The organism is Pantoea sp. A4 (assembly GCF_000295955.2).
Lineage (GTDB): Bacteria > Pseudomonadota > Gammaproteobacteria > Enterobacterales > Enterobacteriaceae > Pantoea > Pantoea multigeneris.
Window position 1 is genome coordinate 1 of the sequence record NZ_ALXE01000031.1, and the last position, 14,340, is coordinate 14,340.

The window sequence follows — 14,340 nt, forward strand, 5'->3', positions numbered from 1 at the left end:
ACTGGCGCGCTGTCGTTGGTCGCCCCTCCATCCACAATGGCTACGCCATCGGCGTTGGTTAGTGCTTCATTGCCTGCCGCCTCTGGTGCCAGGGTATCAACGGTGAAGCTAATTGGATCGCTGGCCGGGCTGACGTTGCCTGCGGCATCCGTCACCGTGGTGGTCAGGCTGTGGCCGCCATCGCCCAGTGAAGGCGTGGTGAAGCTCCAGCTGCCATCAGTGCCGACGGCGGTGCTGCCGATCACGTTACCGTTATCGGATATGGTCACCACGCTGCCCGCTTCTGCCGTGCCGCTCAGGGTTGGTGCGCTGTCATTGGTCGCACTGCCGTCCGCAATCGCCACGCCATCGCCGTTGGTCAGCGCTTCATCCCCTGCCGCCGCCGGAGCCTGGGTATCCACAGTGAAGCCAATCGGATCGCTGGCCGGGCTGCTGTTACCTGCTGCATCCTTCACGGTGGTGGTCAGGCTGTGGCTGCCGTCACTCAGGGTTGGGGTGGTGAAGCTCCAGCTGCCATCACTGCCAACGGTGGTGCTGCCGATCACGTTGCCGTTATCGGATACGGTGATCACACTGCCCGCTTCCGCCGTACCGCTCAGGGTTGGCGTGTTGTCGCTGGTGGCGCTGCCGTCCGCAATCACCACCGGCGCTGCGCCATTGTCGTTCACCAGGGTCTGATCGCCTGCCGCTTCTGGCGCTACGGTGTCGATAGTGATGGTGATAGTCACAGAGTCGCTGGTGTTACCTGCTGCATCCGTTGCCACTGCGTGGAAGGCATAGGTGCCATCCGGCAGCGTGCTGGTATCAAACACCCACTGGCCGTCTGCATCCGCCGTGGCATTGCCAATCACTACATCACCGTTGTACAGCGTGATGGCGTCATTCGCGCCCGCCAGGCCATTCAGGGTTGGGGTGTTGTCATGGGTGGATGCGCCATCTGCCAGCTGTACCAGGGTCGCGCCGGTGTCGTCGGTCACCACCAGCGAACTGGTGGTTGGTGGCACGCCCGCCGCGATGGTCAGGTCAAACGCCGGGCTTTCCGCGCTGACGTTGCCTGCCGCATCGGTCACAGTGGTGGTAAAGCTGTGTGGGCCGTTGCTCAGAGCATCTGGCGTGAAGCTCCAGCTGCCGTCTTGACCTGCAGTGACGCTGCCCAGCAGGGTTTCGCCATCGTAGACTTTGACCACCGCACCCGCTTCCGCCTGACCGGCGAAGGTTGGTGTGTTGTCATCGGTGGTTGCGCCACTGGCAAGTTCGCCCTGGCTGTCGCCCACGTTATCGGTCACGGTGACCCCGCTGACGCCTTCCGGTGCCACGGTATCGACGGTAAAGCCGATCGCTTCAGACGCCGGGCCGACGTTACCCGCCGCATCGGTCACGGTGGTGGTCAGGCTGTGTGCACCATCATTAAGGGCTGGAACGGTGAAGCTCCAGTTGCCGTCCTGGCCCACCGTGGCAGTACCCAGCAATGCAGTGCCGTCGTAGACAGAGACGGTGCTGCCCGCTTCCGCTTTACCGCTCAGCACTGGCGTGCTGTCGTTGGTGTCGCCACCGGCCGCAATCGGCACCACCAGGCTGCCGCTGTCGTTCGCCAGTTGCAGATCGGTTGCCGCTTCAGGTGCCACGGTATCCACGGTGAAGCTGATTGGATCAGACGCTGGGCTGACGTTGCCCGCCGCATCTGTGACGGTGGTGGTCAGGCTGTGTGCGCCATCACCCAGTGAAGGGGTGGTGAAACTCCAGCTACCATCAGTACCCACAGTGACCGTGCCCAGCAGTTCAGTACCGTCATAAACAGACACTGTGCTGCCTGCTTCTGCCGTGCCGCTCAGAACTGGCGCGCTGTCGTTGGTGGCACCGCCATCCACTATCGCCACGCCATCGGCGTTGGTCAGCGCTTCGTTGCCCGCTGGCGCTGGCGCTACGGTATCCACCGTGAAGCTGATTGGCGCAGAAGTATCACTGACGTTACCCGCCGTATCAGTCACGGTGGTGGTCAGGCTGTGGTTGCCATCGTTGAGTGCCGGAACGGTAAAGCTCCAGTTCCCATCCTGGCCCACCGTTACCGTACCCAGCAGTGCCGTACCGTCATATACCGATACCGTGCTGCCCGCTTCCGCCGTACCGCTCAGCACTGGTGAGGTATCGTTGGTAGCATCGCCATCCACAATCGCCTCGCCATCGGCGTTGGTCAGCGCTTCATCGCCTGCCGCCGCCGGAGCCTGGGTGTCTACGGTAAAGCCGATAGGATCAGACACGGCGCTGACGTTACCCGCCGCATCAGTGACGGTAGTGGTCAGGCTATGGCTGCCGTCGGTCAGGGCTGGGGCAGTAAAGCTCCAGCTGCCGTCGCTGCCCACGGTGGTGCTGCCGATCACGGTGCCGTTATCGGACACGGTGACCACGCTACCCGCTTCAGCCGTGCCGCTCAGGGTTGGCGTGTTGTCGTTAGTGACGCTGCCATCCGCAATGGCCACTGGCGCTGCGCCATTGTCGTTCACCAGCGTCTGATCGCCTGCCGCTTCTGGTGCCACGGTGTCGATAGTAATGGTGATGGTGATGGAGTCTGCCGAGTTACCGTTTGGATCGACGGCTACCGCGTGGAAGGCATAGGTGCCATCTGGCAGTGTGGTGGTATCAAACACCCACTGGCCGTTTGCATCGGCGGTTGCGCTGCCGATCACTTCCGTACCGTTGTAGAGGGTGATGGCTGAACCCGCCGGTGCCGCGCCGCTCAAGGTTGGCGTGTTGTCATGGGTAAAGGCCCCATCGGCCAGCTGTACCAGGATCGCGCCGGTATCGTCGGTCACCTCCAGTGAGCTGGTGGTGGCTGGCGGATTACCATCAATATTGAGTTCAAAGGCCGCAGAAGCTGGGCTGACGTTCCCCGCTGCATCGGTCACTGTGGTGGTGAAGCTGTGCGCACCGTTGCTCAAGGCGACAGGCGTGAAGCTCCAGCTGCCATCGCTGCCCACCGTGGTGCTGCCCAGCAGGACTTCACCATCGTAAATTTTCACGATGGTGCCAGCTTCCGCCTGACCGGCGAAGGTTGGCGTGTTGTCATCGGTGGTTGCGCCGGATGCCAGCTGGCCTTGTGAATCACCAACGTCATCCGTCACCGTCAGTCCGGTAATGGCTTCAGGTGCTACGGTGTCCACCGTGAATGCAAGCGGATCGGAAACCGCACTGACGTTACCGGCGGCATCGCTTACGGTAGTGGTCAGGCTGTGTGCGCCATCGCTAAGCGTCGGAACCGTGAAGCTCCAGCTACCATCCTGCCCCACGGTGACCGTACCCAGCAGTGTGGTGCCGTCGTAGATAGAAACCGTATCGCCCGCTTCCGCTTTACCGCTCAGCACTGGCGTGTTGTCGCTGGTATCGCTGCCTGCGGTGATTGGCACAATGGTGCTGCCGCTGTCGTTCACCAGTTGCAGATCGGTCGCCGCCGCTGGTGCAACGGTGTCCAGCGTGAAGGTGATCGGATCGGAAGCCGCGCTGACGTTACCCGCCGCATCGGTCACGGTGGTAGTCAGGCTGTGGCTGCCGTCATTCAGTTCTGGTGTGGTGAAGCTCCAGTTGCCATCGGCATCTACCGCCACGCTGCCCAGCAGGGTGTCGCCGTCGTAGACTTTCACCACCGTACCCGCTTCCGCCGTACCACTCAGGGTTGGCGTGCTGTCGTTGGTAGACGAGCCATCGGCAATCACCACTGGTGTTGCGCCATTGTCATTCACCAGCGACTGATCGCCCGCCGCTTCCGGCGCAACGGTGTCGATGGTGATGTTAATGGTGACGGAATCTGCGCTGTTACCCGCAGCATCAGTGGCTACAGCATGGAAGGCATAGCTACCGTCTGGCAGCGTGGTGGTATCAAACACCCACTGACCCGCGGCATCTGCCGTCGCGCTGCCAATCACCACATCGCCGTTGTAAATCACGATGGAGGCATTAGGTGTAGCAAGGCCACTCAGGGTTGGCGTGTTGTCATGGGTAAACGCGCCGTCCGCCAGTTGTACCAGTGCTGCACCTGTATCGTCAGTGACTTCCAGTGAGCTGGTGGCCGGTGGCAGAGAGGCTTCCACCGTCAGGTCAAAGGCTGGGGTGGCCGCGCTAACGTTACCTGCCGCATCGGTTACTGTGATGGTGAAGCTGTGCGCGCCGTTGCTGAGAGCCGCAGGCGTGAAGGCCCAGTTGCCGTCAGTGCCCACCGCTGCACTACCGAGCAGCGTTCCGCCATCGTAGATCTTAACGATGGAGTCAGGCTCAGCCGTACCACGCAGAATTGGCGTGCTGTCATCGGTGGTATCACCACTGGCCAGCGGCCCTTGAGCATCACCCACGTCATCCGTCACGCTGACCAGCGTTGCCGCTTCAGGTGCGACGGTATCAATGGTGAAGGTGATATCTGTGGCTGGGCTAACGTTGCCCGCGGCATCGGTCGCAGTGACGCTCAGCGTGTAGGTGCCATCGGCCAGGGTTGAACTGGTGAAGCTCCAACTGCCATCGCTGCCTGCAATCACGCTGCCCAGGACGGTATCGCCGTTGGAGATGGTGATGACTGCACCGGCTTCTGCCGTTCCTGTCAGTTCTGGCGTGTTGTCATTAGTGATGCCGTTGGCGGCAATCGGTACGTCCACGCTGCCATTGTTATTGAGCAGTGCCAGCTCACCTACCGCGACTGGCGGTACGGTATCTACGCTGAAGTTGTACGCATCAGAGGCGGCGCTGGTATTGCCCGCCGCATCCGTCACCGTGGTGGTCAGGCTGTGGTTGCCATCGCTCAGGCTTGGCGTAGTGAAACTCCATTTCCCCTCGGCATCTGCGGTCACACTGCCCAGCAGGGTACTGCCATCGTAAACCTTAACGATGGCACCCGCTTCCGCCGTGCCGCTCAGGGTTGGGGTGTTGTCGTTGGTGGCAGCACCTTCGGCTACGGCCACCGGCTCAGCGCCGTTGTCATTCACCAACGCCAGATCCCCGGTAGCGTCAGGCGCAACCGTATCAATGGTGATGTTGATGGTGATGGAGTCAGCGGTGTTGCCTGCGACATCAGTGGCGATGGCGTGGAAGCTGTATTCACCATCCGGTAGCGCAGAGGTGTCGAACACCCACTGCCCGTCCGCATCTGCCGTCGCCGTGCCAATAATCTGATCGCCGTTGTAAATCACGATAGAGGCATTGGCCGTTGCCAGCCCGCTCAGGGTTGGCGTGTTGTCGTGCGTAAACGCGCCGTTTGCCAGCTGTACCAGCGTTGCCCCGGTATCGTCGGTGACCTCCAGTGAACTGGTGGCCGGAGGCAGGCCAGCGTCGATGTTGATATCAAACGCATCGGTCGCCGGGCTGACGTTGCCCGCGGCATCGGTCACGGTCACGGTGAAGCTGTGCGCGCCGTTGCTCAGCGCCTGGGTGGTGAAGCTCCAGCTGCCGTCTGCACCGGCGGTTACGCTGCCCAGCAGGGTGTCGCCGTCATAGATGGTGACGATGCTGCCCGCTTCCGCCTGGCCTGCCAGAGTTGGCGTGTTGTCGTCGGTGGTTGCGCCGTTGGCAAGCTCGCCCTGGCTGTCGCCGACGTTGTCTGTCACGGTCAGACCGCTTGCCGCTTCAGGTGCGATGGTGTCCACGGTGAAGCTGATCGGATCGCTCGCCGGGCTGACGTTACCCGCCGCATCGGTCACGGTGGTGGTCAGGCTGTGCGCGCCTTCGCCCAGTTCAGGTGAAGTAAAGTGCCAGGTGCCGTCGCTGCCAACAGTGACCGTGCCCAGCAGCGTAGAGCCATCGTAGATGGATACCGTGCTACCCGCTTCCGCTTTGCCGCTCAGTTCTGGCGTGTTGTCGTTGGTTACACCACCTGCTGCAATCGGTGTGGAGACATCACCGTTGTTATTTTCCAGTTGCAGATCGCTGGCAGCATCAGGCGCCGTGGTATCAACCGTGAAGGTAATGGTCGTGGCTGCACTGACATTCCCTGCAGCATCGGTCGAGGTGATGCTCAAAGTGTGGCTGCCATCGGACAGTGCAGGTGAAGTGAAGCTCCAGCTACCGTCTGCACCAGCAACGACGCTCCCCAACACTGTGGTCCCATCGGTGATGGTGATGATACTGCCGGGTTCGCCTTTGCCGCTGATCTCTGGCGTATTGTCGTTGGTCACACCCCCCGCAGCGATCGGTACTGCTGTTTCGCCGTTGTTGTTACTTGCAGTGACATCGCCAACCGCTTCCGGCGCCGCCGTATCGACCGTGAAAGTGATGGGAGAAGTCGCTGTACTGACGTTGCCTGCGGCATCGGTGACGGTGACAGTCACGCTGTGTTGCCCATCAGCCAGGGCTGGTAAGGTGAAACTCCAGGTACCATCAGCGCCGACGGTGGCACTGCCCAGCAGGGTGGAACCATCGTAAATTTTAACTACCGCACCGGCCTCTGCTGTACCGGTGAGTGTTGGGATATTATCATCCGTCACGGTACCGTTAATGATTGGGCCCTTAATGGTGCCCACATCGTCAGTCAGTACGAGATTGGTGGCGGCATTCGGTGGCGTGGTATCGGAACCACCGCCGTTATCACCACCGCCGTTATTCTGTTCACCACCCGAGCCGCCATCTTTGTGCGCCCCGGCAAACATCGCCGCAATCCCTGCCAGAGCTGCGCCGCCCAAGCCGAATGCCGCGATAGCATTGTTGTTTGTGCTGTTTTCAGCTAACAGGCCATCCGTACTGTCGATGGCAACAAAGTGGCCGCCATCTGCCGGATCTTCCACCCACCACAGCGCACCTCTGTCATCCTGCAGGACCAGATCGCTGTCGCCGTTAGGGCCGTAAAAGTTATGGATCACCACCACTTCACCCGACTTGGTGGTGATGATCAGATCATTATTGCTGCGCGCGAAAGATTTGATATCAGATTGATTTAAATTGAGTTTAACCACACTCGGAGCAGTCAAATTGACTTGATTACCACTAAGCTGGGAAGTGAGCGTCCCGCCTTTAGGAGTTACTGAGATGTTATTCATGTTATCTTGATCCCGCCGAGGTTATCAGTATCCATAAAAACGCCCGGCATCCTTAGATACCGGTATCATCAGTGAATATTTTTTAATATTCACTCCTTCTCGTCACCGACCTCAAACCAACCGTTGATGAAGTCGCGTTGAGCCTTGTTTAGCCTCCATCCTGTGAGCGAGCCTTGTGTTTTTTCCTGTAAGCCAGCGGATAAATGTCATTTTTATCAATTGATTGGGGATGAAAAGCGAGAGTTTCCTGACCCCCTTTTTTGACATTTATGCATCCTCACTTGAGGTAAAAAACCCAGAGCTATTCCAGGATTTCTTCAGCAAATCAATGAAAAAGACGTTCGGTCAGAGGTGTACAGCATGCCGTGAATCGTCTTATTCGTTAGCCGATCAGCCGGATATTGCCGCGCAAAATCCGTAACGCTGAGATCGCTACAAAATTCGATTCCTGGTGGTGAAGGTGGGTAATTTTTTCAATTAAACAGAGAGTGAAGTGCCATTTTTAACAGGCAGTTAGCTGACTAAAATTTAATTTTTTAGTGCCAGCTTTATGTTGAGGTTTACATTTACCCATGTGCATGAAGATAGATCTTTAGCCCTTACGCTATCACTCAAAAATAAAGGAAAACCTATCCAGTCAGGAATAAAATCGCACGCCTGATGCTGCACAAACCATTTCCTTCGTTAACGGAGTGAGCCACTGAAATGTCAGGGTTTCTCATGAAATTCGCTAAGGAAACATTGGTAAATCTTATCACCTTTACAAGATGCTAACGCAGCACTTACGTTTTGAAAAATAGATTTATATGAATTAAAAATCAAAAATTGATAGCCAAAGCCAATCAATCCTAATTTTACCTCACCTAAAAGCGACAAAACATTAAGATTAATCCTGGGATAAATATATCCAACCATCGGCTTGACATCACAACAAAAAAATACATCATTGTTTTTTAAAATAAAAAACAAAACAAATTAGATGCCTAATGATTATTTCACTATGTGAAATTTATCCTCAGACAAAACTGGCTTTATCTGAAACACTCCAAAAAATATAGTGTCTCGAGTAACTATTACAAAGCTAATGTTTTAGTTTTCGTTATACATAACAGGATGTGAATAGCGTCTTATGTAACGTATTTGTGACAACGTTAACTCGGAAACATCAAGTTAAGTAAAGAGGGAAATGAAAGCGGAAAGCTTTATTAATAAAATTAGTCAGATAGCATTTTCTCTTTAACATCACTCTCAGTTAAGGAAATGAAACATATTATTAAAGGTGACCAGGTTCACAAATTAAATAGAATCTATCTGGGTGGGGTTATTCTCACAGCTAATAGAAACCGGGCCGTGATGGCCCGGTCAACATCAGAGGGGATTATTCATCTTCGAGGTAGGTGTAGCCGTATAGCCCACTTTCAAACTCTTCAAGGAACTGCTGGCGCAGCTCATCGTCGATGTCTGTCTCTTTTACCTGATTGCGGAACAAGGTCATCAGTTCGTTCGGGTCCAGCTGCACGTACTCCAGCATGTCAGCCACGGTGTCACCTTCATCGGAGAGTTCAACCTCTAACTCACCCTCTGCATGGGCGTACACGTTGACCGCTTCGGTGTCACCGAACAGGTTGTGCATGTTACCGAGGATCTCCTGATAAGCCCCGACCATAAAGAAGCCGAGCATCGGTGGGTTATCCACATCGTACTCTGGCATCGGCATGGTGGTGGCAATCCCATCACCATCAATATAGTGGTCGATGGCACCATCCGAATCACAGGTAATGTCCAGCAGCACGGCCCGACGCTCTGGCTTCTTGTCCAGCCCTTCTAACGGCAGTACCGGGAACAGCTGATCGATCCCCCATGCATCTGGCATTGACTGGAACAGAGAGAAGTTGACGTACACCTTGTCGGCCATACGCTCTTGCAGCTCATCAATGATTGGGCGATGTGCGCGGTTGCTTGGGTCGAGATGGGTTTGAGCATAATGACAAATGCTCAGATACAACTGCTCTGCCCAGGAGCGCTGTTGCAGGTCATAGGTGCCTGAGGAGTAGCCGGTGTGGATGTCATAGAGATCCATCTGGCTATCGTGCAACCATTCACGCAGTGAGCGGCGTACGTTAGGCTCGTGCATCTCCTGCCAGGTTTCCCACATGCTGATGATCGGACGAGGTGCATCTGCCGGGGGCGCTTCTGGCAGAGAGGATTCACTGCGCTCAACCCCGATGATGTTGGAAACCAACACCGTGTGGTGTGCCGTCACGGCGCGACCAGACTCAGTGATCACCGTTGGATGCTGTAACCCATGCTCATCACAAGCGGTACCAATTGCCCAGATGACGTTGTTCGCGTACTCATTCAGGCCGTAGTTAACCGAGCAATCTGACTGCGAGCGAGTGCCTTCGTAGTCAACACCGAGGCCGCCGCCAACATCGAAGCATTTGATGTTGACGCCGAGCTTAGCCAGCTCAACATAGAAGCGTGCAGACTCACGTACGCCAGTGGCGATATCACGGATGTTCGCCATCTGCGAACCGAGGTGGAAGTGCAGCAGTTGCAGGCTGTCGATGCGACCGGCATTGCGCATAATCTCAACCAGCTGCAAGACCTGCGTCGCCGAGAGGCCGAATTTGGATTTTTCACCGCCGCTCGACTGCCATTTGCCTGAACCTTGCGAGGCCAGACGCGCGCGGATACCGAGACGAGGTACGACGTTAAGACGCTCAGCTTCTTCCAGTACCAGACGCACTTCGGTCATTTTTTCCAGCACCAGGTAAACCTTGTGCCCGAGTTTTTCGCCAATCAGCGCCAGGCGGATGTATTCGCGGTCTTTATAGCCGTTACAGACGATCACTGAGCGCGTCTGACCGGCGTGCGCCAGTACCGCCATCAGTTCTGCTTTAGAACCGGCTTCTAACCCCAGCGGCTCGCCAGAGTGGATCAAGGATTCAATAACACGTTTGTGCTGATTGACCTTGATGGGATACACCAGGAAGTAATCACCGGTGTAGCCGTAAGATTCACGCGCACGCTTGAACGCCGCGTTAATCGAACGCAGGCGGTGTTGCAGAATCTGTGGGAAGCAGAACAGTGCTGGCAGGCGTTGCCCTTGAGCTTCACGCTCTTTAACCAGCTTCGCCAGGTCGACACGAATCTCTGGGCGGTCCGGGTCTGGACAGACGCTGATATGGCCCAGTTCATTGACGTCGTAATAGTTATTGCCCCACCAGGCAATATTGTAGGTACGCAGCATTTTGCTGGCTTCCTGATCGTTCATCGCGACCTCCTGCATTGAGCGGAGCTTACCCTGTTCGCCAGCTGACGAACCCTTGATTTTCTGCATGTCGTCAGACATCACGAACCTCAATTTTCCGTTGAAAGATGAAACCGTTTTCCGGTGTTATTGCCAGTAATCCAGGGCGATGTTGCTTCACCAATGGCTGTGCCTCTTTATCTCTGTGGTCAGCATTTGCATACGTGCCACAAGACAATAAGTGTAATTCACCAGCTCCTCTCTATAAGAAGACCAGGAAAAAACTGGATTGTTCGCGGGCTATGCCTGCGAAAAAAACCGCGAGCGTAAGTGTAACGCAGCAGGTTAACCGGCGTGCGTGTCGGGATAATGACGACTTAACGCGCAACTTCGGCAAGGTAAAGTGAGGGGGAGGTAAGAGAAAATGGCCGGGGTGCCAGCATGATGCGCAAGAAGGCGCTGAGTAAAAGCCTGGTTCATTACTGCTTTCACCTCTTCACATGCAAAAACATGTGGATAAAAGGTCTGGGTAAGGGTCAAAAAGCGTGCTTTCTGACTGGCCTGGCGTACCTGACGCCATGTGACTCCCGCCTTGCGGCAGTCGCGGCGATTTATACCCCCTACGGGGGTAAAAAGCAAAAACAATATGCCGCCTTTGGGTTAAAACTCAGAGAATTAATCAGGGTTTGGCTGTTGCTTAAAGTGCGGAAACTGAAAAAGGACTGGCAATTCGCTTACACAGTAACCTAAAATGGCCGTCCAGATGGTTTTCCATCTAAACTGATTAACACCCAGGCTAATCACAGCTGTGTTATCTACTGCTTTACTGCTCGCGGCTTTGCCTGAAGGGGCGTTGAGTCAGGCCTGGCCTCTCTTACGCTATGCAGTTGAATTCAAACCATTTGTAAGGTAAAGAACAGAATGGCTAAACATCTTTTTACGTCCGAGTCCGTATCAGAAGGACATCCTGATAAAATCGCCGACCAGATTTCTGACGCAGTGCTTGATGCGATCCTGGCACAGGATCCAAAAGCGCGCGTGGCGTGCGAAACTTACGTGAAGACCGGTATGGTGTTGGTAGGTGGCGAGATCACCACTAACGCTTGGGTAGATATCGAAGAGATTACCCGTAATACCGTGCGTGAAATTGGCTATGTTCATTCCGACATGGGCTTTGACGCCAACTCCTGCGCCGTTTTGAGCGCTATTGGTAAGCAGTCTGCTGATATCAACCAGGGTGTTGACCGTACCGATCCACTGGAGCAAGGTGCGGGCGACCAGGGCCTGATGTTTGGCTATGCCACCAACGAAACCGATGTGCTGATGCCAGCACCAGTAACCTATGCACACCGTCTGGTTCAGCGTCAGGCTGAAGTCCGTAAGAACGGTTCGCTGCCTTGGTTGCGTCCAGATGCGAAAAGCCAGATCACTTTCCAGTACGATAACGGCAAAATTGTCGGTATCGATGCGGTAGTCCTTTCTACTCAGCACGCTGAAGATATCGGTCAGAAAGATCTGCAAGAAGCGGTGATGGAAGAGATCATCAAGCCGGTTCTGCCTTCAGAGTGGATTAACGCCAGCACCAAATATCACATCAACCCAACTGGCCGTTTCGTTATCGGTGGCCCAATGGGTGACTGTGGTCTGACTGGCCGTAAAATCATCGTAGATACCTACGGCGGCATGGCACGTCACGGCGGTGGTGCGTTCTCTGGTAAAGATCCATCAAAGGTTGACCGTTCAGCTGCCTATGCTGCGCGTTATGTCGCGAAGAATATCGTTGCTGCTGGCCTGGCTGACCGTTGTGAGATTCAGGTTTCTTACGCCATCGGTGTTGCAGAGCCTACCTCTATCATGGTTGAGACTTTCGGTACTGAGAAAGTGTCTACCGAGCAGCTGACCCTGCTGGTGCGCGAGTTCTTCGACCTGCGTCCATACGGTTTGATTCAGATGCTGGATCTGCTGCAGCCGATCTACAAAGAGACCGCAGCTTACGGTCACTTTGGTCGTGAACACTTCCCATGGGAAAAAACGGATAAAGCTGCTCAGCTGCGTGAAGCCGCTGGCCTGTAATCCTTTTTTCCGGCAGAATGCCTCGCCCCTACGGCGGGGCATTTTTTTTGCCTGTTTGCCCAATGTTTTGTTTATATCCTGCTACATTTTGATGTCACTGGATTGCAACATGATGTTAACGATTACATTTTGAAACTTTTTAGTTATCCAGTATTTAGGAGTTTTTCTGCGTAGTCATTAGCTAAGAAATGCGTTATTTTCATCGCACTCTGATAGCTGAGTTTTATGGTGTTATCAGAAACTTAGTATTTGTAATACCTTACGGGTTATTCGTCTTTTTCGGGCATAAATTTGGGCCTTTACACAACTCTGACATGTGTAAACGATTACATTGATGTGATCTATCTCACTTTTTTATCGGGAAAGGTTTTTTAACATTAATAAATAACAATGATGGTTAAACTCGGAGGCACTATGCCTGTCACTTCACAAAAAAGCAGAACCTCAAACAAGGTTATGACCTTGTTTGTCTGCTTTCTAGCCGCTCTGGCCGGGCTGTTGTTCGGTCTGGATATCGGTGTTATTTCCGGCGCTCTGCCGTTTATCGCCAAGGACTTTAATGTTTCAGCACACCAGCAAGAGTGGATTGTAAGTTCCATGATGTTCGGTGCTGCGGTGGGTGCAGTCGGCAGCGGCTGGATGTCATCACATTTAGGTCGTAAGAAGAGCCTGATGGCCGGTGCGATTCTGTTCGTTATCGGTTCACTGTGGTCTTCCATGGCGGCTGACCCAGAGATGCTGATTACGGCACGTGTGCTGTTAGGTCTGGCTGTGGGGATCGCTTCGTATACTGCACCGCTGTATCTGTCTGAGATCGCACCTGAGAATATTCGCGGCAGTATGATTTCTCTGTATCAGCTGATGATTACCATCGGGATTCTGGTGGCATTCTTGTCTGATACGGCGTTTAGCTTTACCGGCAACTGGCGTTGGATGTTGGGCGTGATTACCATTCCCGCGTTGCTGTTGTTGGTTGGGGTCTTTTTCCTGCCAAACAGTCCACGTTGGCTGGCGGCGAAGGGGAATTTCCGCGATGCACAGCGTGTGTTGGATCGTCTGCGTGATACCAGTGAGCAGGCTAAGCGTGAGCTGGATGAGATTCGTGAGAGTCTGAAGATTAAGCAGAGCGGTTGGGCGCTGTTTACCAGCAACAGTAATTTCCGTCGCGCGGTGTTCCTCGGTGTGTTGTTGCAGGTGATGCAGCAGTTTACCGGCATGAACGTGATTATGTATTACGCGCCGAAGATTTTCGAGATTGCTGGCTTTACCAATACCACTGAGCAGATGTGGGGTACGGTGATTGTGGGCGCAGTGAATATGCTGTCGACCTTTATTGCCATTGGTCTGGTTGACCGTTGGGGTCGTAAACCAACCCTGATCCTGGGCTTCCTGGTGATGGCCGCCGGCATGGGCGTTCTGGGTACGATGCTGCACGTTGGCATTCACTCAGCGGGTGCGCAGTACTTCGCTATCGCTATGCTGTTGATGTTTATCATCGGCTTCGCGATGAGTGCAGGTCCACTGATTTGGGTTCTGTGTTCAGAGATTCAGCCGCTGAAAGGGCGTGATTTCGGTATTACCGTGTCAACCGCGACCAACTGGATTGCCAATATGATCGTGGGCGCAACCTTCCTGACGCTGTTGAATAACCTGGGTAACGCCAATACTTTCTGGCTGTACGGCGCACTGAACGTGCTGTTTATTCTGATTACCCTGGTGCTGATCCCAGAGACCAAAAGCGTGTCCCTGGAGCATATCGAGCGCAACCTGATGTCTGGTAAGAAGCTGCGCGATATCGGTTCACGCGACTGATTTAGCTTTTACCGGTTATCGATAAATCCGCACGCCTTCGGGGGTGCGGATTTTTTTTGCTTTTATGGTTGGTGAAGGTGAAGGTCAACGTCAAAACCGTTGCCTGTGAAATCGAGATGCCTCGGCCTGTCAGGGCAATCGGGCTGCGACGTGGCTCGCTCCGATTACCCTGCCCTCCGAAATCCGTAGCGTTGT

At 54.7% G+C, this 14,340-nt stretch carries 6 protein-coding genes; 3 read left to right on the top strand and 3 right to left on the bottom strand.

What is annotated here, in order from left to right:
* A partial coding sequence (locus B880_RS26740) for an Ig-like domain-containing protein (RefSeq protein WP_017348354.1) occupies positions 1 to 7,007 on the bottom strand: 7,007 nt, incomplete at its 3' end.
* 1,378 nt (positions 7,008 to 8,385) lie between these two features.
* Positions 8,386 to 10,362, bottom strand: coding sequence for a biosynthetic arginine decarboxylase (gene speA, locus B880_RS0115510; protein ID WP_071524410.1), 1,977 nt, complete (start codon positions 10,360 to 10,362; stop codon positions 8,386 to 8,388).
* Between the two features lie 339 nt (positions 10,363 to 10,701).
* Between speA and B880_RS0115515 the strand changes: the two genes are divergently transcribed.
* The 3 genes from B880_RS0115515 to B880_RS0115525 all read left to right on the top strand — a co-directional run bounded on the left by B880_RS0115515 (position 10,702) and on the right by B880_RS0115525 (position 14,145).
* Entirely contained in the window at positions 10,702 to 11,010 is a 309-nt protein-coding gene (locus B880_RS0115515; RefSeq protein ID WP_017348357.1) for a hypothetical protein, read from the top strand.
* 171 nt (positions 11,011 to 11,181) lie between these two features.
* Positions 11,182 to 12,333 (top strand): methionine adenosyltransferase, encoded by a 1,152-nt coding sequence (metK, locus tag B880_RS0115520; protein ID WP_017348358.1) that lies wholly within the window; start codon positions 11,182 to 11,184, stop codon positions 12,331 to 12,333.
* A gap of 414 nt (positions 12,334 to 12,747) precedes the next feature.
* Positions 12,748 to 14,145, top strand: coding sequence for a sugar porter family MFS transporter (locus B880_RS0115525; RefSeq protein WP_026042691.1), 1,398 nt, complete (start codon positions 12,748 to 12,750; stop codon positions 14,143 to 14,145).
* A 1-nt stretch (position 14,146) separates the two neighbouring features.
* Here the strand turns inward: B880_RS0115525 and B880_RS27115 are convergent.
* Positions 14,147 to 14,340: hypothetical protein (locus B880_RS27115; protein ID WP_237761019.1), on the bottom strand; the 194-nt coding region annotated here is incomplete at its 5' end.